This window comes from Arthrobacter sp. (assembly GCF_031179985.1).
GTDB lineage: Bacteria > Actinomycetota > Actinomycetes > Actinomycetales > Micrococcaceae > Arthrobacter.
Genome location: NZ_JAPSHJ010000030.1, coordinates 22,572 through 44,049 on the forward strand (window position 1 = coordinate 22,572; position 21,478 = coordinate 44,049).

Sequence of the window (21,478 nt, forward strand, 5' to 3'; positions counted from 1 at the left end):
CGTCAAGGCGCCTGCTATGCCTCTTGGGCTGGTGGCTCTCGCGCTGGGCGGCTTCGGCATCGGGCTTACTGAGTTCGTGATTCTTGGACTGCTCCCTGAAGTCGCTAGCGATTTCGGCGTAAGCATCCCTGTCGCCGGCTACCTCGTCTCCGGTTACGCTCTCAGTGTTGCGGTTGGCGGAGTGCTGGTGACCGCGATGACAGCCTCCCTGAAACCCAAGAACGTGCTTTGCGCGTTAATGGTGCTTTTCATTCTCGGAAACCTCATCTCCGCCGTGGCCGAAACGTACACGGTGATGATGGCCGGACGCGTCGTCGCCGCGCTCTGCCATGGAGCGTTCTTCGGGATCGGGGCCGTCCTGGCAGCGGACCTTGTCACCCCGGACCGCAAGGCGCGGGCTATTTCCATCATGTTCGCGGGCCTGACGATCGCAAATGTTCTCGGGGTACCGATGGGAACGTTCCTGGGCCAGGAGTACGGATGGCGGTCCACTTTCTGGACCATCACCGCCATCGGCGTTCTCGCGTTGGCAGGGCTGATCCTGTTCGTACCCCAGCATGCCGCAGAAGAGCGGCGGCCGGGGCAGCTGCGCCGTGAGCTGTCTGCCTTCACCAGCGGCCAGGTCTGGCTTTCCATCCTGATTACGGTTTTCGGATTCGGCGCGATGTTCGGCGCCTTCACCTATATCGCCCCGATGCTCACGCAAATCTCCGGCCTGCCGGCCGCGTCCATACCGTGGATGCTTGTCGTCTTCGGAGCCGGACTCTTTACAGGCAACATCATCGGGGGCAGGGCCGCTGACGCGAACCTTGACCGGTCCCTCCTGGTCCTGCTGACAGCCCTCACCGGGGTCCTCCTGGTCTTCACGGCGACCATCAACTCGCCCTGGGGTGCTGGAATCACGCTGTTTCTCCTGGGGGCTGTCGGATTCGCTGCCGTCCCGGGCATGCAGATGAGGGTGCTGTCCTATGCGAAGGAAGCCCCGACCCTGGCATCAGGGGTAAACATCTCCGCCTTCAACCTGGGCAACGCCATTGGCGCCTACCTCGGCGGGGTGACCATCACCGCAGGACTTGGACTGTCCTCGCCTATCTGGATCGGGGCCATCCTGGCCGTGACCGCTCTTGGCCTGATGTACATCGCCTCCACCCTGACCAAGAAGACTTCCACCACTGGGGATCAAGACCTGACTCCCTTCCCCGCGAGCCAGAAAGAAAAGGCACTCCCATGACATCTTCAGTAATCCGGGCAGCCTCGGCGCCTACCCTCAACGTCACCGAACCAGCCTTCGGCACGGAAACCGTCAGCGACTTCCTTCGGGACGGGTACTGGCTCGAAGCAGCCGATCTCACCGGGGACGGCAAGCCGGACCTGGTCGGCTATGGATTGAAAATCGGCGAAATCTACTGGTACAAGAACCCCAACTGGGAAAAGCACCTGGTGGTGGACAAGATCAAGGAACCAGTGGGCATGGACTTCGGCGATATCAGCGGAGACGGCTCCAACGACCTGGTGGTCTGTTACCAGCTGTACGGCCCGGGCGGAACCATCCACCACGCGGACCCCGAGGGCGGCAAAATCGATTGGCTCGAGAACCCGGGAAACGCCGCAGAAGCGACCGGGAACTGGAAGCGGCACTACGTCGGCCGTGCCATCGGAATGCACCGGCTCCGGGTCGGACACTTCACCCGCACCGACCGTATCCAGATTATCGGCTTCCCCATCGTCGCCGTCGAGGATGTTCACGCGGTCCTGCCCGTCGTGCTCTTCACACCCACTGATGACCCGCGCGCTGAGTGGGATAAAGAAATCATCTCCGATACCGATTTCCGCATGATCCACGGCGTTGCCCGCAAACCAGGCCTTATCCCGGGTTCTCCTTTGGATTCCGTCCTGATGGCCTCCGATGAAGGCGTCACCTGGCTGTATTACGACGCTGACCGGAACACTTGGTCCTGGGAACACATCGGGGACGGCGAAAATGGCCAGTTTGAACAGACCACTTTCAAAGGAAGCGGCGACGTCGACGGCGGCCGGATAGGGGATGACCCCCTGGCATATGTGGCCGCAATCGAACCGTTCCACGGCAACACGGTTGCCGTCTACACCCGAACCGGTGGCGACACCGAAGCCGCAGGCTGGACCCGACACCTCCTGGACATCTACGGAGACCCGAACGATAACGGCGAAGGGCCCGGGCACACCGTAATGTGCAGGGACTTCGACGGCGACGGTGACGATGAGTTCCTCATCGGACTTCGCGGCCCCCAGCCTTGGCAGGGAGCCTATTACTACAAGGCGGTGGACCTCGCAAAGGGCCTGTTCCTGAAATGGAAAGTATCAGAGGAATCCGTCGCCAGGATCGTCGCCGGCGATTTCCACTCCCGCGGCGTCGAGGACTACGCCACCATCTCCTACTCGGTACAGCACTATTTCGTCGCCCCCAAAGCGCAGATCACCCTGCACCCCAACCTCACACCTCAAGGCGAAGGACGCCAGTCATGACCACAACAGAGAAAAGCGGCATGGGAAGACGCTTCTTCATGACCGGATCTGCCAGCACCGCTGCAATAGCTTCACTGGCCGCCATCGGCACAGCAAACGCTCCCGCCGCTGCGGCAGGAAATTTCAAGGACCTCCCGGACGGCTCCGTCATCCGCCCGGACGATTCCCGATATCCGGACCTGATGACGGGCAACAACCAGCGGTTCGTCGCCCAGCCTGACTACGTCCGCCTGATCACCAGCACCAAAGACGCAGAAGACGCCGTCCGGGAAGCGGTCAGGACCGGCAAAAAGGTTTCGGTGCGAAGCGGCGGACACTGTTTCGCCGACTTCGTCTGCAACCCCTCTGTTCAGGTGATCCTCGACGTTTCTCCCATGACCGCCGTGTATTACGACAAGAGCATGGGCGCCTTCGCCATCGAACCTGGCGCCCGCATCATGAACGCCTACGAATCGCTTTACAAGAACTGGGGCGTCACCATCCCCGGGGGGATCTGCTACAGCGTGGGTATCGGAGGACACATCGCCGGCGGTGGATACGGGCTTCTCTCGCGCTCCCACGGCCTGGTGGTCGACCACCTCTACGCGGTGGAGGTTGTTACCGTCGACAGTGACCGGAAGGTCCGCACCGTCACGGCCACCAGGGATGACACCGGCGAACTTGGAGACCTCTGGTGGGCTCACACAGGCGGGGGAGGCGGGAACTGGGGGATCGTAACAAAATACTGGTTCCGGTCGCCGGGCACTGCCGGAAAGAACCCGTCAGAGCAGCTGGTCAAGGCACCATCCACGGTTCTCGTGAGCGCTATCTCCATACCCTGGGACCAGCTCGACGAATCGAAGTTCCGCCGCCTCATCACCAACTTTGGCGCTTGGCACGAGAAATACCGCGACCCCGGCACTCCCGAATCGCACCTGAGCAGCCTGTTCAACGTCAGCTCCAAAGCCCACGGCCGAATGGGCATGTTCACCCAGATCGACGCCGCGTCCCCCGACGCGAAAGGCGTCATGGCCCGCTACGTCGCTGCCATCCTTGAAGGCGTCGCCGTCACCCCTGAACCTCTCGACCAGCCTACGGGTGAGCTGCCGGCCATGCCCGACTTTTTCGAGACACGCGAGATCCCGTGGCTTCAGGCAACACGGCTCGTAGGCACGGACAACCCCGTCATCACCAACCCGACAAGCCGCGGAGCACACAAGTCCGCCTACCTGAACACAAGGTTCACCGATGACCAGATCGCGGTCCTGTTCCGGCAAATGAGCCGGGCGGACTTCACCAACCCGAACACCATGCTCGTGCTGTTCTCCTTCGGCGGCCAGGTCAACGCAGTCTCGCCCGAAGCCACCGCCAACGTACAGAGGCGGTCCGCCTTCAAGCTCTGCCTGCAGACGTTCTGGCCCGACCCGGCGGATGACGACTTCTACTTGGGCTGGGAACGCGAGACCTTCGAGGGCATGTTCGCCGCTACCGGCGGCGTACCCGTACCCGGTGACCAGCTGGACGGATGCTACATCAACTATCCGGACGTAGATATGGCTGATCCTGGGCGGAACCGCTCCGGTGTGGGCTGGCCGACCCTCTATTTCAGGGGCAACTATCCTCGGTTGCAGAAGGCCAAGGCTGAATGGGACCCAACCAACTTCTTCACCCACAGCCTCGGAATTGAGCTTCCCGCCGGCGGTGCGTCATGACCGCTGTCCGCGCAACTCCAGCCAGACTGGGCCTGAGCAAGCTGCCCTCACTGACAGGGCTGCGGTTCTTCGCCGCGCTTCTGGTTTTTTGTTTCCACATCACCTTGTCCAACTCCCCGATTCCGCCCAACGACCCGATCAACCCGTTCGCTGACGCCCAACTCGGAGGCACCCTCGAATGGCTGGTCAGCAAGGCAGGATACGTCGGGGTGTCCTTCTTCTTTGTCCTCAGCGGCTTCCTACTGGCCTGGGCATCCAAACCCGGAGAGGCGAAGCGCCAGTTCTGGCGTCGTCGTCTGTTGAAAATTTTCCCCAACCACCTGGTCATGTGGGCTCTGTCGATGGTCCTGTTCGCCGCGGCAATCACCGGTCCCGTGGGCTGGGCATCGAATTTGTTCCTGGTCAATTCCTTTGTTCCCGACGGAGCCGTCTACGTCGCAGTCAACCCGCCATCCTGGACGCTGAACAGCGAACTGCTTTTCTACATGCTGTTCCCACTGATCATCGTTCTGCTGCGGAAGATCCCGGGCAACCGGCTCTGGCTGTGGGCAGGAATCATGGTCGTAGCAATGCTGGCCGTGCAGCTCGTCACTACATACCTGATTCCTGCGACGCCGGTCTCCGCCCTTACGCCCATTTCTGTCACGCAGTTCTGGTTCGGCTACATCTTCCCGCCATCCAGGCTCTTCGAGTTCGTCCTGGGCTCCATTCTGGCCCTGATCGTTCTCTCGGGCCGCTGGGTTCCGCTGAAGATGTGGCAGACCCTCCTCATCTGCCTTGCCGGCTACGTCCTGGCGATGATCGTGCCCTTCGTCTACTCCTTCAATGTGGCTACCATCATCCCCGTGGCAGCCATCATCTGCACGGTGGCCTCAGATGACATTGCCGGGCGGACTGGCTTCCTGGGTTCCAAACCGATGGTATGGCTGGGAAACATCTCCTTCGGCTTCTACCTTTGCCAAGGAGTTGTCATCTTCTATGGACGCATACTCCTCGGCGACCAGGTCTACGAAACACCAATCGCCCTCCTGATGGTCGCCGGGTTCTTCCTCGCTACCCTTCTGGGAGGCTGGGCGCTGTACGCACTGGTGGAAAAGCCGGTCATGGACAGATGGGCCAGACCACGGCGTCAGCCCTCACCGGGGGCATCAGCCCCGGCAAGCGCACTAGTGGTTGATCCGCTTTTGCAGCCTGCCGCCCACGATGCCCTCAGCGGCGCCAGCCGGTAGTAATACCTACAAAGATGGCCACCATCCTTCGTGCAGGATGGTGGCCATCTTTGCGGTGGAGGGAAAACCGCCTCTGATAAAGCAACGCTGGAGCGGTCAGACGCCGGCAGTCTGCCCCGTGCTGGTGGTGACCGAAGCAGTGGGCATGTCCGTGTCCGCACGCAGCAACTGCAGGGCTTCGGCTGCGGGTGTGCCGGGGTCGGCAGTGTACATAAGAATCCGATGGCCTGACTCGTCATGCTGCGTCAGAACCTCAAAATTCAGCTCCAGGTCACCGACCTCAGGGTGGTGCATGTACTTAAGCCCGGACATGCAGTTCTCCACCGGATGCTTAGCCCACAATGTGGCGAACTCGGGGCTCTTCATGGTCAGTTCGCCCACAAGGGCAGCCAGCTCAAGGTCATCGGAAGTCATACCGGCCAGGAGGCGAAGCGAAGCGACGGCACGGGTAGCCTCCTCCTGCCAGCGCGAGTAGAGCTCCCGTGTGTGCGGATCCAGGAACAGCATCCGGGTCATGTTCGGACGGGTTGACGGCGTCTCAGGAGCAGCCAGATCCAGGTGCCCGCCGACCAGCCGGTGGCCCAGCGGATTCCAGGCCAGGACTTCGCTGCGTCGGCCCAACACGACAGCAGGGGTGGTGAACATCGATCGCACCAGCCGGACCGTTCCCGGCCTGGCCTTGTCTGGTTTGGTCAAAGTGCGGCGTTTCGTCTTGCCCGGCCGGGCCAGGTTGAACAGGTGTGCGCGCTCATCGGTGTTCAAACCCAATGCACGGGCAATGGAATCGATGACCGATTCGGAGGCGTTGTTGCTCAGCCCCTGCTCCAGTCTGGTGTAGTACGTGTTGCTGACCCCTGCGAGCATGGCCAGCTCTTCCCTCCGAAGCCCTGGCACTCTTCGGATGCCGTAGTTCATAAGTCCAACGTCCTCGGGCTGCAGGGCCGCTCTCCGGACGCGAAGGAACTCCCCAAGTTCACTCAGATTACTCATCCGCCCATTCTGCCTGTAAGTGGAGCAGTTGTCCTGTCACTGCCGGGGGTACCCACGGAGGGGTGTGGTTGATGTTGTTGGGTTCCTTGAAGCTGAGGGTGTGAGAAATGCCGCGCCCGCGGCCCGACAAGCAGATAAGGACCACCCACATGACAACTCAACCAGACACGACCGAGCCTGACACACTGCTGGCGCCCCCACTTCCCAACACATCATCAGCTCCGCGTATGACGGGCAAACAGCGGCTCGCCCTGATCGTGCTGCTGACGGCGAGCTTCACCCTTGCCGTGGACTTCTCCATCCTCAACGTCGCCCTGCCCACCATCGGCACCGACGTCGGGTTCAGCCTTGAGAACCTGCAGTGGATCGCCACGGCGTTCTCCCTCTGCGCTGCGGGACTGACCCTGCTCTTCGGCCGGGTCGCCGATCTGGCAGGCAGGCGCAAGATGTTCCTCATCGGCATGGCACTTCTGGGCGCCGCTTCCCTGATGGGAGGTTTGGCAATCGACCCCGCCATCTTGCTGATCGCCCGCGTCGGCCAGGGCGTCGCCACGGCCATCGTCGTGCCGGCCGCCCTGTCACTGCTGCTGGGCTCTTTCGCTGAAGGTCCCCTTCGCGATAAGGCACTCGGCCTCAACGGCGCCCTCATGGCAGCCGGCTTCACCACCGGCGCCATCCTGGGTGGACTCCTCACCGATATCTTCAGCTGGCGCTGGGCGTTTTTCATCAACATCCCCGTAGCAGTCGCTGTACTGGTCATCGCACCTGTCGTACTGGCTGAGAGCAGGCCAGCAACCAAAACAAGGCTCGACGTCCCCGGGGCCATCACCGTTACCTTGGGCCTCCTTGCGCTGGTATTCGGCATGACACACGCAGCAGAAAACTCCTGGACAGACCCGCTAACGCTCGGTTCGCTGGCCGCAGCAGTGCTGCTCCTCCTGGCCTTTACAGCCGTGGAGCGACGGGCCCAATTCCCACTGGTCCCCTTGGCCATACTCAAGCGCTCCACCGTCGCTTGGGGCAACATAGCGGGCGTTCTGGCGTTCGTGACCGAAACCTCGCTGGTGTTCCTTCTGACGTTGTACCTCCAGCAGGTCCTGGGCTACACGCCGCTGGGTGCCGGGCTCGCCTTTGCCGTGCTGGGTCTAGGCACCGTCCTGGGCGGAGTCCTTGGACCGAAGGTCATTGGCAAACTGGGGAACAAGCGGGCCATCGTCTACGGCTTCCTCGTCCAGGCCATCGCAACAGCCTCCCTGGTCATGCTGAGCAACGACCCGGCAGCGATCGCACTGCTGCTGGTCGCCACCTTTATCGGCGGCGTTGCCAACCTGGTTGTCATTGTGGGCTTCATGGTTACGGCCACCTCCGGACTGCCCGAGGGGGAGCAGGGGCTTGCCACCGGATTGGCCACCATGAGCCAGCAGATCGGCATCACCATGGGCATCCCGATCATGAGCGCAATCTTCACCGCCCAGCTCGTATCCCTTGGCTCCACCGACGCGCCAGCTGTGCTCAGCGGCGTCACGCTGGCGATCTGGGTCAACGCCGGGCTCTGCCTCGCCACCGCGTTGGTGGTTGCACTGTTCCTCAAAAAGCCAGCCGTCGTCGAGACCGCCGGGGTCTAGCAAACGGTCACAACCTGTTGCGGATATCCGGGAGAAGCGTGAGCGCTGATGCGTTCACGCTTCTCCTTATTTTGCACGCGAGAACTGTCTTACCGCTGGTTTCGATTATCGCCGCCGGCGGAAGGGCTCCTGCCACTGGAGGTAATCGCTCTGCCTGACGTCATCAACTGCCTCACCCAAGCAGTCACCGGAACCGTCACCGCAGCCTGGACCTACGACAAGAACAGCAACCATACCAGCGCAGCCAAAACAGACGTCCCGACCAAGTACTCGACCTGCAACACTGATCAGCATGCGCACCAGCGGGCCAGCTTCTTCTACACCACCGACGCCCTCGGCTCCGCCATCCTTCTGTTGGACAGCGCCCAGGCGAAGCCGCCACCTACAACTACGACTCGTGGGGGACCACCACCACAACCGGGACTCAGGCAGCCACGAACCCGTGGCAGTATGCCGGAGGATATAAAGACGCGTCCACTGGATACACCAGATTGGGCGTCCGCCAAGCGGTCATCCAACTACCGCCAGGCGCACTCCCAAGGTCAGCATCATGACGGCGATGAGGCCATCGAGTAGGCGCCACGAGGATGGCCGGGTGAAAAACGGACGTAGGATCCGACCCCCGAAGCCCAGCGCGCTGAACCATGCGATGCTGGCAGCGATGGCTCCGCCCCCGAACCACCATCGCAGGTCCTGGGTCTGCTGGTTGGCCACTGAGCCGAGCAGCAGCACCGTATCCAGATAGACGTGCGGGTTGAGCCAGGTCAGGGCAAGCACCGTTGAAATGGCCGCCCCGGCACGAAGTGCCTTCTGGTCTCCGGATCCGGGAAGTGCCCCGGGACTGATTGCCCGCCGGGCCGCCATAGCCCCATAAACCACCAGAAACCCGGCTCCGGCATACCGGGCAACAAGGACCACCACGGGGCTGGCCTCAATGAGCGCCCCGACGCCGGCGATCCCAGCGGCGATCAGGAGTGCATCCGAGACGCCACAGACGAGGACGACGGCCGCCACATGCTCACCCCGGATGCCCTGCCGGAGGACAAAAGCGTTCTGGCTGCCGATGGCCACGATAAGCGCCAGCCCAGTCCCGAAGCCGAGGACCGCGGTAGCCATGAGTTCAGTGACATCCATCTCTACAACGTATGGTTGATTCTGTGATTAGGCCAGCTAAACAATCTTAGGTTTCATAAGGAGAGCTAATGGCGAGGTTCCAGCTTGAGCAATTAAGGACCTTCCGCGCTGTGGTGGATGAGGGGACCCTGGAAGCGGCGGCCCGAAGCCTGATTCTGACACCGTCGGCTGTATCTCAGCGGCTGAAGGCGATGGAAGATGCGGCCGGCCAGATCCTGCTGAAGCGTACCAACCCCGTCCGGGCCACTCCTGCCGGGGAGGCTGTCCTCCGGTTCGCTCGGCAAGTCCGGCAACTGGAGTCGGATGCTTTGCGGGAGCTTGGCGGCGGCAGGGAAGGGCCCGTTGTGCCCATTCCTTTGGTGGTGAACGCCGATTCACTGTCCACGTGGGTCCTGCCAGCGCTGGCAAGCCTTCCCGTGGATGCGCGCGTCTACTTTGAACTTTTCAGGGAAGATGAACATCATTCCACGCAGCTCATTCGCGACGGCACGGTAATGGCAGCTGTCACCGCAACCCCCGAGCCGATCCAGGGCTGCAGTGTTGAACCTCTGGGCGCGCTGAGATACCGCGCCGTGGCCAGCCCCGGCTACATCAGTACCTGGTGGCCGGACGGCCCGGCCTTCACCACAGACAGTGCTGCTCCTGTGATGGATTTTGACCGCAAGGATGACCTTCAAGGCGGGTTCTTCCGCAGGCTGACGGGAGCAGAACTGACTGCACCGCGGAACTACGTGCCGTCATCGGGGGAGTACGCGGAGGCCATCCGGTTGGGATTGGGGTGGGGCGTACTGCCGGAGCAGCAGTGTTTGGTAGGTCTCCGGAATGGCGAGCTCGTGGAGTTGGCGCCGGCGCATCCGGTGGATGTGTCGTTGTACTGGCAACGGTGGAAAATCAACTCCCCGGTTCTTACTCTGCTCTCCGACGCGGTCCGGGAGACGGCATCCCGGCAGCTCCGCCAACCCGATCAGGACATCAACGAGAAGAACTCCTAAAGGGCACTGTCATCTGCCCCATGACGATAGCCTCTCTCACTATCTGCCGTTCACTTTGAAGAGTGGCATGCTCAAAGGGCTCCTTCAGGTCGGCTGTTCGGGGTCGGCTGATCTCGGCCCCACACCATATGGAGGGAGAGCCCGACAGCCCTTCTCGCCACCGTGACCCCGCGTCTCAGCGACCTACTCGGCGCCGATCCCGTGTCCTGCATAGTCCTGGACAACCCGTCACGCGCGTGGGCATTTGGCGGTCAACCGGAGTTCAGCCGCACGATGAAGTAGAAATGGTGCCTGCGCTGGGGGACCCCCGTTTAGTGGAGCATGGTGCGTCGCAGGGGAATCCCCCGGGCCTCCGTCAGCGCACGCAGAAGGGGCCGGGGGCTAAGAATCCTATCGCTTTTTCTCAACAGTTCTTACGGTCAACGTTCCTGCAAGATCCAGATCATTGCCGTTTCCTGTGACACCCGCTTGCGAAAGGAGGGTCGCACCAAACGCTGCGCTCCAAAACGTCCTCGTCTCAATGGGTAGAGGACGCTGGATTTCCCAGCTTCGTTGCTTTAGCAGGCGGGTCAAGTATCGCTCGGACTGGCGGAAAAGCAGGTTCAGATGCTGATCGACGACGGCCGAGAGATCCGAGCGTGATGTTCCCACCGCCAAGGCGCGCACAACGAGCGGCATAGAGGGCAGTATCAGCACGGTCCTGGCCATGGCGTTGCGGAACGATGCAGGACTTTCCACCGAAAGCCCCACACCCTCAACGCGTTCAGCATCATGCAACAGGGCCAGGAAAGCGGCGTGGATAAAGAGCGAGTCCTTCGAGCCGAAATAGTAGGTCACCTGGTTAGGAAAAGCCCCCGCGGCAGCTGCAATGGCCGCAACGCTGACTTCGCCGGCTGGCTTGGAGAGATAGATCTTCTCGGCGCTGTGCAAAATTCGTTGCCGGGTTGAATGCCCCCGTGCCTGGGATGGCCCCTCCGGGCGGCGTCTTCTATTGCGTACAACTTCCACTCAAAAATTGTACTTTATACAACTAAAGTGGTTATTTTGTATGACATACAAAAAGTGAATGGAGTGGTTGCTATGCGCGCAACAGATATTGCGGTGACAGGGATGGGGGCTTCTACTCCCTTGGGTGGGAACGTGAGAACGACATGGGAGTCCCTTTTGGCGGGCAACTCCGGCATTCGGGATGTCAGCATGGATTTCCTGCAGGATTCAGGGCTCTCAGTCGCGATCGCCGCACCAATGGCGGCAAACCCGGCCACGTCTCTTAGTCCGGTGGCAGCGAAGCGGTTGGATCGCGTTCAGCAAGCTGCAATGGTCGCGGCCGAGGAAGCCTGGGCAGACGCTGGTATTGCGCAGATTGACGGCACCAGGCTTGCGGTGGTTGTCGGGACAGGTGTCGGAGGCATAGGCACCCTTCTCCGAGAGGACGACGTTCTTGAAAGTCGTGGCCAGCGTCGCGTCTCACCACGAACCGTGCCAATGTTGATGCCCAATGGTCCCGCTGCGGCCTTGAGCATTCACTATGGGGCCATGGCCGGTTCTTACACCCCCGTCTCAGCGTGTTCCTCCGGCGCGGAAGCGCTCGTCCAGGCAGCACGGTTGATTCGCTCGGGTGAAGCTGACGTGGTTATAGCCGGTGGAACTGAGGCGGCGATCACCCCCATAACTGTCGCAGCCTTTCTCCAGACTCAGGCGATATCAACGCGTACCGCCGACCCGGGTTCAGCTTCACGTCCGTTCGCGGCGGACCGCGACGGTTTTGTTCTGGGCGAAGGCGCAGGCATTCTGGTGCTGGAAAGCGCCCAACACGCCGAAGCCCGGGGCGCTGTCATCCACGCGGTCCTTCGAGGAGTTGGAATCGCCTCCGACGCATTCCACATGACTGCGCCGGCGGAAGACGGATCGGGCCAGATAACCGCCATCCGTAAAGCCCTCAAAGATGCAAACCTGAACGCAGCAGACATAGGGCACATCAATGCACATGCCACCGGCACGACGGTCGGCGATCTTGCAGAAGCAAAGGCAATCAGGACCGTCTTCGGTCAATCCGCAGTCGTGACCGCACCAAAGGCCTCTTTGGGCCACCTCTTTGGAGCTGCGGGAGCAGTCGAAGCCATCCTGACCGTCAAAAGCATTGCGCATGATGCTATCCCGCCCACACGCAATCTCCACCAAGGCAACGTTGACCCCCAGATAGGAATGGACGTTGTCATGTCACCGCGTCACTGCACACAAAACGCTGCCATCTCCAACTCATTTGGATTCGGCGGCCAAAACGTATGTCTGGTCTTCAGCAAGAGCTGACAAAGGCAAAGCTGATTCTGATAGCAATGTGCGGTCGGCTATGCATTTCCCGCCTTGCTCGAACCGGATCATGGGAAGAGTTCAACCGACTTCCAATTCAGGGCCTGTAAAGGACTTCTCGTAATCCAGTCGAGAGCGGCTTTTGAATAGCAGAGGATCGCGAACGGCAGGACGATTCCTAACTACGACCAGCTTCCCAAAGGGGCGGCATATGGGAAGTAGCCCGAGAGGGGTGGCTGGGACTCGCGCCTTCAGCACTCCTACACTGACACTCGGCCCCCTTTCCCTCAGCCGAAGATGCCGGCTTCAGGTTCAATGTGCGGGAGCGACGCCAGACCTTCGGTGCGTAGGGTTTGTGGCCGTCATAGGCACATTTCTTGAACCGGCCGTCTTTGTCCATGAGGTCTCGCATGTGGGGGTCGGCGTAGTTCAGCCGCCAGGTGCTGAGGGGGCGATTCGGAGCGTTTGCGGCTGAAAGAAGACAACCCACTTATGAGCATTTTGCACCTGCATCGTCTACTCCAGTCACTGCTGTCATCCTGCGGAACTCTTGTCCTGTTTGCGGGCATAGGCGCGATTGGCGCGTTGTCTGGCGCCGCATCGTTCAGAGCACCACTGTCGCCTGGAGTGCGTTCGGATCATGAATCGATCGCACGGCCTGGACGCGCACTGAGCGATGCGATGCGCAACGGGGCCGGTCAACAGTGAAGCGGCGTCCTCGGTGATAGTCGCCATTGCGTGATCGACGAGTTGGGTTACTGGATGATTCGGAACCCGGAACAGCCCATCATTGGGCTGGTATCGCAGCGGTGCCGCACTGGGCACCGCCGTCAGGGCGCGATTGATGCCGTCCAAGGAAGCAGGATCCGGGGCGACGCCTTCGATGTGCGACTCCAACACCCCTCTGAGGTCTCCTCTTAGATTGGTGAGTTGCAGCTGGCAATATTCCAGCAGTCCGGTGCCCTCGGGAGCGAGGTGGTGCATTACCAGCCATGCAGTGGCATTTTCCGGACTGCTGAGCTCATCCACCTGATGCTCGCCGGGAAGAGTAACGATGCTGTTGACCAGCGCCAGGCAGGGATGCTTGCTGGTTCCGGGAGCGGGAGGTAGTGGGACCTTCATGCTTATCACGGTATCAGTTGCAGTTTGGCGTGAGAGCCCCTACAGTGATTATCACGTTAAAAAAGCTAATGTCCCGTTATATGAGGATTTTCATGAATAGTCCGCGCTCTTGCGGCACTGCCCCATTCGTTCTGTCGGTACTCGACAACGCCTTTACTGGTGTTGGACATCCCGTACAGGAAACCTTCGATGAGATTATTGCCCTTGCACAGTTGGCTGATCGGCGCGGCTACCAGCGTTTTTGGATGTCGGAGCATCATGCAATGCCCGGCGCCTCTGTACCTTCGCCGCAGCTCATGTTGGCGCGGCTCACTGGCGAGACCGAGCGCATCAGGCTCGGAGCGGGCGGAATTATGCTGCCTAACCACGTACCCCTGATCGTTGCCGAGCAGTTCGGCATGCTCGACGCGCTCGCGCCTGGGCGGATCGATCTAGGGCTGGGGCGGGCTCCCGGCACGGACGGAGCAACCGCTGCAGCCTTGCGCCGCCACCACGCAGCGAACGACGAATTTCCCGAGCAAATCGCAGAACTACTGGGTTTTCTGAATGATGACTTCCCTCAAGATCATCCGTACCGCCACGTGCACGCTGTGCCGGGGCCCTGGCAGGCCGAGCAGAACCGGGTCCAGCAACAGGAGACCAGTGCTGATATCTGGATTTTGGGGTCATCGACATACTCCGCGCAGGTTGCCGCCCGACTCGGTCGACCATATGCCTTTGCTCTTCAATTTGGCAGCGCCGACGTTCTAAATGCCGTGCGTATATACCGCGAAAATTTCCGCCCATCGCCTTTCCTCGACGAACCGTACAGCTTGGTCAGCATTGGGGCGGTCGCAGATGAGGATCCCGCAGAGGCCCGGCGTCAGTCGGCTTCCACCGCTATGGCAATGTTGAGAATGTTTCAGCGCAAGTCCTTCTCGCTGCTTCCTCCCGAGGAAGTGGAGGCCTTCCGAGGCAACGGCCAGGAGCGACAGGTTATCAGGGAATACACGGATCGAACACTTCACGGAACCGCTGCCGAAGTAGCAGCCGGCCTGGAGGAGCTTCATGATCAAACGGGTGTGGACGAGGTGATGTTGGTCGTTCAGGGCCATTCGCGCCGCGCTCAAGCACGCACTTTGGACTCGATTGCAGATCACTACGCCTTGCCCACCGGGCTCGGTCGTCCTGAGGCCGACCTGGCGTTGAATCGCGGGCTCTGAAGTGTAGGCAGTGCCACAACTGGGACGGACAGGCAGTGCCCGCTGGCCACTGGAGGTAATGGCTCTGCCTTGCTAGCTTTCAACCTATGGCGATCAAATTTGAGAATGTGGGTATTGCTGTTCGCGACATCGAAGCAGCAATCGCCTTTTTCACCGATCTCGGTCTTGCCGTCATGGGCCGTGACACGGTCAGCGGCCATTGGGCCGATACCGCCGTTGGGCTTGATGGAAACCACGCCAAGATCGCGATGCTCCAGACCCCCGACGGTAGCGGGCGGCTTGAGCTCTTCGAATACATCCATCCGGAGGCGATCGAGTCCCACCCGACACGTCCCAACGACATTGGCATGCACCGGGTGGCTTTCTCAGTGGACGACATCGACGAGGCCCTCGAGGTAGCTGCAAAGCATGGCTGCCATCCATTACGCGGCGTGGCCACCTACGCCGACGTCTACAAACTCACGTATCTCCGGGGTCCCAGCGGAATCCTCGTAATGCTCGCTCAGCAACTGAAGAAAGACTGACGCCCGACGCAACTGGCCTGCATTGCGAGGTTCCAAGCGCCTACAGCATGACGGTGCCCTGGATGCACGTGGCCGATTCCCCGCCGATCCAAATATCTCCGTCCTGAGCCTTCACATGGATTCGCCCTGCCCTGCCGAGTGCGGTTCCCTGAGCAGCCACGTATTCCTCGGGCGCGCGGCCACTGCCAATAAGCCATTGCGCCGCACCGGCGTTGAAACTGCCCGTCACCGGGTCTTCCATCATCGCGTCACCTGGAATGAACGTCCGGACTTCGAAGTCCGTGCCGGCACCCGGCTCTTGGGCGCCGATTACACCGACCTTGAGGTCAGCCAGTGCAATCCAGTCGGGTTCGATGGCCAGCACCTGCTCGGCAGAGGCAACCAGGACACCAACCCACTCAGGTCCGTTGACCAGCCAGGCTGCGTCCAACAGTGCGTTCTCCGGAAGTCGCAGTCCTGCTGCCAACTGGGAGCGGACGGCGGAGTCCACTGGACCGAAGCGGGTCAGCGGCGGTGCAGCGAAAGCCAACCGTCCGCCGTCGTGCTTCACCCGAACCAGGCCCGCGCCGCACTCCTGTACAAGGACGCCGTCAGTTTTCGGCACGCCGCCGGCCTGAAGCCAGGTATGCGCAGAACCCAGCGTGGGATGCCCCGCGAACGGGAACTCCTCGCTGCCCGTGAAGATGCGCACGCGATAATCGGCGCGCGAATCAGTGGGAGGGAGGAGGAACGTGGTTTCAGAGAGATTGGTCCAGTTCGCGAAATGCTGCATGGTCTCGGTACTGAGGCCCTCAGCATTGACCACGACTGCGAGTGGATTGCCTCGATAGGGCCGATCCGAGAAGACATCGACTTGATGGAACGGGCGCAGACGCGAGGCTTCAAAAGTCACCGCCGCAGGATATCGCGTTTATCAACTCGAAATGACACCATTCGACGGTCCGCCAGTCACTTCGCAGCCGTTCGATTCAGGTGGGGGCACCTACACTTCCCCCTAGAGGAGGCCCTTCCTCAGCATCGCCGAAGGGTTGACTAAGGATTTCCCAAGTAAGGTAACCTCTGCCATTTCCCCTGTGAACATTATGTAGGGACTGCAAACCGCGCAGAAGGCCCTCGTCCCCGATACGTGAGGGGTGCCGGCTCAATGGGAGGCGAAAATGGAAGCCATAACGGTCGACGGTGGCAAAGGTACCGTTGAACTCGGGGCTGACGGGATAATTCACCTCGTATGGAAGGCCAGAGTCAATATCGAGGCCTTCGACGCCCAGGCGGCTATGGCCGCTGTGAACATGGTTGGCAACGGGTTGGAATATCCCATGCTGGTCGACATGGCCACCACGGAGTCCGTGCACCGTCATGCCCGTGCTGTTTTCTCTATCCCCTGTGCTGCATCCCGGATCGCCTTGCTTGGGACCAGCCCTGTTGACCGGGTCCTGGCAAACTTCTTCCTCGGTGTCCACATAGCGCCATGTCCCACCCGCTTCTTCACCTCCAGGAACGATGCGATGCTCTGGCTGACCCAGGACTGAGGCAGCGTAGCCGCCACTGTTGCTCTACATGATGCCGCCGACCGTATGGTCCAGTGGTGGGGGACGAATGAGACGACGAATCCGGGCTGGAATCACACTTTTGTGCTGCGCACTCCTGATCCCTGGGTGCCGCAGCCCGGAGGCCCAGGTTCATAGCCAAATCCGCCACGACGCCTTGCATATGGCAGCAGCGACGTTGCGGACTACCGGCTGCCAGGTACCAACAGGGAGGTGCGGAACCGCTGGGGATGATCATCAGGCATCAGGACAAGGGGCGACGAATTTCCTAGTATTTTTCTGCTCTTGTGAAACCTTTTTGATGTTCCCGGACACCACAGGGCATGGGAAACGTTGAATCCGGGGAGGAAGGGCTGTGGTGAGCACGCTTGAATACGCGGCCTCAGCCGACGAGAGGCGTAGCCTGAGCGGCATGGGAAAGGCGCTGTCACCGGCTGTCAGGCGACTGACTGTGGTCAGCGTAACCATCATGTTCTTGGCAACGGGGTGTGCGCCGCGTGATCGTTCCGCCGAGAGCCAGATCCCCGACAATCAACCCGATGTAGTGCTGTGCCAGGGTATCGAGGTCCCGGTGCAGGCGCTGAAGAACCCGAGGCCGGCGAGCGAGCTGGCACCCGATGCCGCACCGGCCCTTGGCGGCCGCGACGTCTCGAACTTTGACCCGGTCGGATGGCTGATTGCAGAGGAGAGTAGCGACCGCGTGATGCTCATGAACAAGCTCGCAGTTCCCGAAGATAACGGCTGGGGCGATGTCCGCGAGTACGAGTACATTGTCATTTCAACCGACGTTCCAGAGGAACCCGGTAAGTCGGGATGGGCGCTGGTCGGGGCGTCGACCTGCACGCCCACGCTCGACCTTGGCGAGCTGAGTGTCGGCGCCGTCTCTCTCGACTCCTCGTTGCCACCCGCTCCTGATTCTGACCGCCTTGCACTGCTCGTCACGGAGTTCGCGTGCAATTCGGGTCAAAGCGCCGAGGGACGGGTCGAACTCGTTAAGCTCACCGAAACCGAGTCCACTGTCGAGATCGTCCTCGGGGTGCGGGCCTCTGGTTTAGGGGGCTCCTGTCAGTCAAACCCGGCGACGCCGGTCACAGTCGATCTCGAGCGACCACTTGGTGACCGTACTGTTCTGAACGCCGCCGTCATGCCCGCGCGGGAGATCATCGCAGCCACCTTTCCATGAAACTCACGGCCACACCTCATCTCACGGGGAAAGGTACTGAATCCCCGTGTCATCGACCTGCCGGGACAGTACAACTACCTCTCCAGTGGCTCCGGCTGTGTGAGCCCTTGAAACGGCTCAAGACGGGACTTGAATTCATTGCGGTCTTCCGCTGCCAGCAGACCGTTAGCCCCGTAACTCAACGCGAGCGTATTCATCTGCCATTGTGATCCTTCTGGCGGCCGGAGCCGTTCCTCGAAGATGCCGTTTGTGTCCCTTGAAAGATCCTGGAATTTGAAGGATAGCCACTGACCGGCCCGACCCAGCGCGACCCCCGAAACAATAACTTGCTTGTCGGGAGTAAGCCCGCCGAGGTCTCGGATGCGGTCTTCGGCAGACCAGCTTTCAAGCCCGTCGATGGCCGGCGCCTCGAAGCCGTATCGGCGGGTCACATCCCCGATAATGCTGATTGCCCTCTGCTTTTCTTCCCACGTCTGCGGCACGCTGGTGCTCTGGGATTCTGGACCATTGACAATGGTAAGGAGCGACTCGCCTCCGTAGCCGTTCTCGATTGGCCTATGAAATGGACTGCCGCCACGGGTGTCGGCCATGGGGGCCCATTCGAGCTGAAATTCCTCCGACAATGCGGCCTTGATCTCGGCAATCACCGTCTGCCCGGCATCGTAGCCCTGCTGCGGAGTGGGGCCTTCCAGAATCTGCTGGGGATCGATCCCGGCAACACTTGGATATTCGCGCCAGTACACGGTGCGTTCTGTACCGTCGGCGACTTTGGCTACTGTGGTCCGGCCAACAGCGTTGTCAAAGACGTGGTGAACGACGACGGAAATGGGAACCGCAGCCATCACGACAAGAATGAGGATTGCCGCGAAGGTCCACCATTGACGGTAGCCGCGCAATCTGAACTGTGACATCTACCAGTACCCCCATACTGTCGTTCCCACGACACTACAGGGGACTGGTGTATGCACTCGACTGAGGACGCTAAAAGCAACCGCGGGCGGGACAACGGGCATGCCCCCTATCTGGAAGACATGTTTCATCACGCGCGAACGCTGCTGACGTAAAAAACGACCCCTTATGACTGGTACTCCCGGGAGTCGTATTCCGGACCGGAAGTATGGTGGGGGAGTGCGTCGAAAATCGACATCGAAACTGCTTCCGGTCAAAACTCTAACCTGATTGAGTTCTGACCTTGGACCGTGGCGATCAGCGGAGGATGCAGTCTTTTGGTGCCGGGTAAGTCGGGCAGGTCTTGATCCATGCCAGCGAAGACCCGCAATCACCGGCAACGATAGAACCCGGTGTGGATCCACAACCCTGTTCGTTGACGTTCAACTGGTCGTTGAATGGAGGAGCTGGAGTCGTCTAGGCCGGGCCGAGTTCGCCGATCCGTGCCACAGGGGTATTTGATGCTGGGCATGCCCACACTCCACGGTCATCTACGATTCGGGCGGCGAGTGGATGATTGTTCGGGTGCAAGGGACATTGGGGCCAGTTGCTGTGTGTTGTCCCGACTTCTTCGATGACCCACTCTTGGATCTGGTCAGCGACGGCGACTAGTTGCCGGTCCAGTGAAAGATCATTTTGGACGGAAACGCCGCGCCCGGTCGAGTCCCTTACGCTGTAAATCATTGCCGATGATACTTGCGGATCGTTATACCAATCGACCGGTTCAATGCGTGGAGTTTCGAGCCCACTGGAGGTCACGTCCCTCAGTACATAGCCAAGGATCTCATCAATCTTTTCGGACACAAGAATCTCCTTTCTCTGCATTGCGGTCAAATGTTCCCTTGTGCGGTGAATTCTACTGTTAGCGTACCTACGACTGCCGAGAAAACCGACTTGGAAGAAACGGCCTTCTATAGCAACCATTTGCGGGAAAAGTGACAAGTAGTATGAAAATCACGCAGTTGTTCCTAGGGCTGGTCACCGCAATCGGCTTGCTGCTTTTTGGTCTTGTTCCGACCGCTGCAGCTGCTGACACAGCAGATTCGCAGATCGTCATCGTTCATGACACGGCTACCGTTGATTCAACGCTAAAAATCCAGTTTGATGGCCCGATCTCTAAAGAGGCCGCCCGCCAGATCAAGTCCTCACTTGCGGAGACGCCCCTGATGCAGATACAAAGTGGCGCGACTCCTCCGCTGGTCAACGGGCCCGTCACTAATCAAAACATCAGCTGCAGGATCGGAAACTACCGGTTTTCGGATACAAACGGCGCATTCCAGATCCGGAATAATTGCCCTTACAACAATGCCAATTGGAGCTGCCAGATATCCTTACGACTTGCCAGTCAAATCACTGGCAATGTGAATGAGTCGGGACTCGTCTGGTACAAGGCCGGCGTTCTTCAGGGAAAGAATGCACCGCACAGTGTTCCTGCGAACTACTTTTTCCACGGCACGATGAGCAACGTCAAGAACTATGAAACAGTCACTTACGGAAACCAGCTCTCGTTCAGAATGCTTATTGCGGGGCGCACGGCTTCGGCGGTACTCACCATCGGTGGAACGGTAAAGATGGTCCCCTAACGCATGGACTCATCCCGCAACTGCACACCCATCCACCCAGGTATGTATAAGTGCAGACCCCGGCCCGCGGACCTCGCCTGGTCCGCGGGCCTTTCTGCAACAATTGGCACCTTGGCGGTGGGTGTCCCATCGGGGTGGCCCGATTCGAAGAAAAGGGCCGCTATCGGCCTGAGGTCGGATTCCCTGCTGACGACTGACACGCAAACGAGCTTGTAATGATTCCCGTGTACTCGCCTACGTAATGCTCTCCACCCTTAGAGATACGTTTTGGTGATGCGTATCGGATATGGGCGGGTTTCCACCCATGAACAGAATCCAGAAGCCCAACACGATGCACTGACCGCGGCCGGTTGCGAGCAGGTCTTCATCGACACGGCCTCCGGGAAGCTCGCCCGCCGGCCCGAGCTCGAGAAGGCGCTGCTGTCGACGAACCGGGCAGGGGACCAGCTGGTCGTGACAAAGCTCGACAGGCTTGGCCGGTCACTGGAAAACCTCATCGAGCTGTCCAGGAGGTTGCAGGAACGCCGGGTGGACCTTGTCGTGCTTGACCAGGGCATCGATACATCGACCGCTATAGGGCGGATGTTCTTCCAGATCCTGGGTTCAATCGCGGAGTTCGAGCACTCTTTGATGTCGGAACGAACCCGTGACGGGTTGGCCGCTGCCCGTGCACGGGGCCGGACCGGTGGGCAGAAACCAAAACTGGGGCCCCGTCAGGTCAAACTCGCCCGGGAAATGTACGAGGAAAAGGGCCCGGACGGTAAACGCGCCCACACGGTCGAGCACATCGCTAAGGAATTCGGCGTCACCCGCCCCACCATCTACCGCCACCTGAGCAAACCCTGAATCCAATCCGACGAACGGATCCGGCTCCACCCGTCTCGCTGCCGCCA

General features: G+C 60.4%; 21 protein-coding genes. 13 read left to right on the top strand and 8 right to left on the bottom strand.

Annotated elements, in window-relative coordinates:
• Positions 1-16: 16 nt before the first annotated feature.
• From RIN13_RS13805 to RIN13_RS13820, 4 genes are read left to right on the top strand one after another with little or no spacing between them, the layout of a single operon-like run.
• The gene (locus tag RIN13_RS13805) at positions 17-1,231 is read left to right on the top strand and encodes an MFS transporter (protein WP_309107914.1); all 1,215 of its coding nucleotides are present in this window, start codon (positions 17-19) and stop codon (positions 1,229-1,231) included.
• Entirely contained in the window at positions 1,228-2,505 is a 1,278-nt protein-coding gene (locus RIN13_RS13810) for a VCBS repeat-containing protein (protein ID WP_309107915.1), read from the top strand. Before RIN13_RS13805 ends, RIN13_RS13810 begins: the two co-directional genes overlap by 4 nt.
• A complete protein-coding gene (locus tag RIN13_RS13815; RefSeq protein ID WP_309107916.1) occupies positions 2,502-4,196 on the top strand; it encodes an FAD-binding protein in 1,695 nt (564 codons plus the stop codon). The genes RIN13_RS13810 and RIN13_RS13815 overlap by 4 nt, the downstream gene beginning before the upstream one ends.
• Positions 4,193-5,425, top strand: coding sequence for an acyltransferase (locus RIN13_RS13820; protein WP_309107917.1), 1,233 nt, complete (start codon positions 4,193-4,195; stop codon positions 5,423-5,425). The genes RIN13_RS13815 and RIN13_RS13820 overlap by 4 nt, the downstream gene beginning before the upstream one ends.
• 96 nt (positions 5,426-5,521) lie before the next feature.
• On the opposite strand, the gene RIN13_RS13825 is transcribed toward RIN13_RS13820, so the two are convergent.
• Positions 5,522-6,415 carry a helix-turn-helix transcriptional regulator gene (locus RIN13_RS13825; protein WP_309107918.1) on the bottom strand — a complete coding sequence of 298 codons (894 nt, stop codon included), beginning with the start codon at positions 6,413-6,415 and terminating at the stop codon, positions 5,522-5,524.
• A 227-nt stretch (positions 6,416-6,642) separates the two neighbouring features.
• Between RIN13_RS13825 and RIN13_RS13830 the strand changes: the two genes are divergently transcribed.
• A complete protein-coding gene (locus RIN13_RS13830; RefSeq protein ID WP_309107933.1) occupies positions 6,643-8,040 on the top strand; it encodes an MFS transporter in 1,398 nt (465 codons plus the stop codon).
• A gap of 510 nt (positions 8,041-8,550) precedes the next feature.
• Here RIN13_RS13830 and RIN13_RS13835 read toward each other — a convergent pair.
• Positions 8,551-9,174, bottom strand: coding sequence for a LysE/ArgO family amino acid transporter (locus RIN13_RS13835; RefSeq protein WP_309107919.1), 624 nt, complete (start codon positions 9,172-9,174; stop codon positions 8,551-8,553).
• A gap of 68 nt (positions 9,175-9,242) precedes the next feature.
• Here RIN13_RS13835 and RIN13_RS13840 point away from each other — a divergent pair, with 68 nt between their 5' ends.
• A complete protein-coding gene (locus RIN13_RS13840; protein ID WP_309107920.1) occupies positions 9,243-10,166 on the top strand; it encodes a LysR family transcriptional regulator ArgP in 924 nt (307 codons plus the stop codon).
• 390 nt (positions 10,167-10,556) lie between these two features.
• Here RIN13_RS13840 and RIN13_RS13845 read toward each other — a convergent pair whose 3' ends face one another.
• Complete coding sequence (locus RIN13_RS13845; protein WP_309107921.1) at positions 10,557-11,174, bottom strand: TetR/AcrR family transcriptional regulator C-terminal domain-containing protein; 618 nt, start codon at positions 11,172-11,174, stop codon at positions 10,557-10,559.
• 72 nt (positions 11,175-11,246) lie between these two features.
• Between RIN13_RS13845 and RIN13_RS13850 the strand changes: the two genes are divergently transcribed.
• Complete coding sequence (locus RIN13_RS13850; protein WP_309107922.1) at positions 11,247-12,476, top strand: beta-ketoacyl-[acyl-carrier-protein] synthase family protein; 1,230 nt, start codon at positions 11,247-11,249, stop codon at positions 12,474-12,476.
• Positions 12,477-12,654: 178 nt separating this feature from the next.
• On the opposite strand, the gene RIN13_RS20530 is transcribed toward RIN13_RS13850, so the two are convergent.
• Together RIN13_RS20530 and RIN13_RS13855 are read right to left on the bottom strand one after the other, a co-directional pair.
• Positions 12,655-12,966, bottom strand: a complete 312-nt coding sequence (locus RIN13_RS20530; RefSeq protein WP_375164776.1) for a DUF4913 domain-containing protein — start codon at positions 12,964-12,966, stop codon at positions 12,655-12,657.
• A 44-nt stretch (positions 12,967-13,010) separates the two neighbouring features.
• The gene (locus tag RIN13_RS13855) at positions 13,011-13,598 is read right to left on the bottom strand and encodes a CGNR zinc finger domain-containing protein (RefSeq protein WP_309107923.1); all 588 of its coding nucleotides are present in this window, start codon (positions 13,596-13,598) and stop codon (positions 13,011-13,013) included.
• Positions 13,599-13,690: 92 nt separating this feature from the next.
• Here RIN13_RS13855 and RIN13_RS13860 point away from each other — a divergent pair, with 92 nt between their 5' ends.
• Both RIN13_RS13860 and RIN13_RS13865 read left to right on the top strand, forming a co-directional pair.
• Positions 13,691-14,800 carry an LLM class flavin-dependent oxidoreductase gene (locus RIN13_RS13860; RefSeq protein WP_309107924.1) on the top strand — a complete coding sequence of 370 codons (1,110 nt, stop codon included), beginning with the start codon at positions 13,691-13,693 and terminating at the stop codon, positions 14,798-14,800.
• A gap of 86 nt (positions 14,801-14,886) precedes the next feature.
• Complete coding sequence (locus RIN13_RS13865; RefSeq protein ID WP_309107925.1) at positions 14,887-15,324, top strand: VOC family protein; 438 nt, start codon at positions 14,887-14,889, stop codon at positions 15,322-15,324.
• Between the two features lie 40 nt (positions 15,325-15,364).
• On the opposite strand, the gene RIN13_RS13870 is transcribed toward RIN13_RS13865, so the two are convergent.
• A complete protein-coding gene (locus RIN13_RS13870) occupies positions 15,365-16,216 on the bottom strand; it encodes a PhzF family phenazine biosynthesis protein (RefSeq protein WP_309107926.1) in 852 nt (283 codons plus the stop codon).
• A gap of 265 nt (positions 16,217-16,481) precedes the next feature.
• Here RIN13_RS13870 and RIN13_RS13875 point away from each other — a divergent pair, with 265 nt between their 5' ends.
• Together RIN13_RS13875 and RIN13_RS13880 are read left to right on the top strand one after the other, a co-directional pair.
• A complete protein-coding gene (locus RIN13_RS13875; RefSeq protein ID WP_309107927.1) occupies positions 16,482-16,853 on the top strand; it encodes an STAS/SEC14 domain-containing protein in 372 nt (123 codons plus the stop codon).
• 376 nt (positions 16,854-17,229) lie between these two features.
• Positions 17,230-18,054 (top strand): hypothetical protein, encoded by an 825-nt coding sequence (locus tag RIN13_RS13880; RefSeq protein ID WP_309107928.1) that lies wholly within the window; start codon positions 17,230-17,232, stop codon positions 18,052-18,054.
• Between the two features lie 74 nt (positions 18,055-18,128).
• Here RIN13_RS13880 and RIN13_RS13885 read toward each other — a convergent pair whose 3' ends face one another.
• Positions 18,129-18,965, bottom strand: a complete 837-nt coding sequence (locus RIN13_RS13885; RefSeq protein ID WP_309107929.1) for a hypothetical protein — start codon at positions 18,963-18,965, stop codon at positions 18,129-18,131.
• A 454-nt stretch (positions 18,966-19,419) separates the two neighbouring features.
• Entirely contained in the window at positions 19,420-19,806 is a 387-nt protein-coding gene (locus RIN13_RS13890; protein ID WP_309107930.1) for a hypothetical protein, read from the bottom strand.
• A 143-nt stretch (positions 19,807-19,949) separates the two neighbouring features.
• Here RIN13_RS13890 and RIN13_RS13895 point away from each other — a divergent pair, with 143 nt between their 5' ends.
• On the top strand, positions 19,950-20,585 hold the full coding sequence (locus RIN13_RS13895) for a hypothetical protein (protein ID WP_309107931.1): 636 nt from the start codon (positions 19,950-19,952) through the stop codon (positions 20,583-20,585).
• 273 nt (positions 20,586-20,858) lie between these two features.
• Positions 20,859-21,431, top strand: coding sequence for a recombinase family protein (locus RIN13_RS13900; protein WP_309107932.1), 573 nt, complete (start codon positions 20,859-20,861; stop codon positions 21,429-21,431).
• Positions 21,432-21,478: the final 47 nt, after the last annotated feature.

Excerpts from the sequence above, each read along its gene's own strand:
- RIN13_RS13860 (WP_309107924.1), top strand. The coding sequence starts at position 13,691 with ATGAATAGTCCGCGCTCTTGCGGCACTGCCCCATTCGTTCTGTCGGTA.
- RIN13_RS13900 (WP_309107932.1), top strand. The coding sequence starts at position 20,859 with ATGCGTATCGGATATGGGCGGGTTTCCACCCATGAACAGAATCCAGAA.
- RIN13_RS13850 (WP_309107922.1), top strand. The coding sequence starts at position 11,247 with ATGCGCGCAACAGATATTGCGGTGACAGGGATGGGGGCTTCTACTCCC.
- RIN13_RS13865 (WP_309107925.1), top strand. The coding sequence starts at position 14,887 with ATGGCGATCAAATTTGAGAATGTGGGTATTGCTGTTCGCGACATCGAA.
- RIN13_RS13840 (WP_309107920.1), top strand. The coding sequence starts at position 9,243 with ATGGCGAGGTTCCAGCTTGAGCAATTAAGGACCTTCCGCGCTGTGGTG.
- RIN13_RS13855 (WP_309107923.1), bottom strand. The coding sequence starts at position 13,598 with ATGAAGGTCCCACTACCTCCCGCTCCCGGAACCAGCAAGCATCCCTGC.
- RIN13_RS13805 (WP_309107914.1), top strand. The coding sequence starts at position 17 with ATGCCTCTTGGGCTGGTGGCTCTCGCGCTGGGCGGCTTCGGCATCGGG.
- RIN13_RS13875 (WP_309107927.1), top strand. The coding sequence starts at position 16,482 with ATGGAAGCCATAACGGTCGACGGTGGCAAAGGTACCGTTGAACTCGGG.
- RIN13_RS13820 (WP_309107917.1), top strand. The coding sequence starts at position 4,193 with ATGACCGCTGTCCGCGCAACTCCAGCCAGACTGGGCCTGAGCAAGCTG.
- RIN13_RS13830 (WP_309107933.1), top strand. The coding sequence starts at position 6,643 with ATGACGGGCAAACAGCGGCTCGCCCTGATCGTGCTGCTGACGGCGAGC.
- RIN13_RS13835 (WP_309107919.1), bottom strand. The coding sequence starts at position 9,174 with ATGGATGTCACTGAACTCATGGCTACCGCGGTCCTCGGCTTCGGGACT.
- RIN13_RS13825 (WP_309107918.1), bottom strand. The coding sequence starts at position 6,415 with ATGAGTAATCTGAGTGAACTTGGGGAGTTCCTTCGCGTCCGGAGAGCG.
- RIN13_RS13885 (WP_309107929.1), bottom strand. The coding sequence starts at position 18,965 with ATGTCACAGTTCAGATTGCGCGGCTACCGTCAATGGTGGACCTTCGCG.
- RIN13_RS13815 (WP_309107916.1), top strand. The coding sequence starts at position 2,502 with ATGACCACAACAGAGAAAAGCGGCATGGGAAGACGCTTCTTCATGACC.
- RIN13_RS13810 (WP_309107915.1), top strand. The coding sequence starts at position 1,228 with ATGACATCTTCAGTAATCCGGGCAGCCTCGGCGCCTACCCTCAACGTC.
- RIN13_RS13895 (WP_309107931.1), top strand. The coding sequence starts at position 19,950 with ATGAAAATCACGCAGTTGTTCCTAGGGCTGGTCACCGCAATCGGCTTG.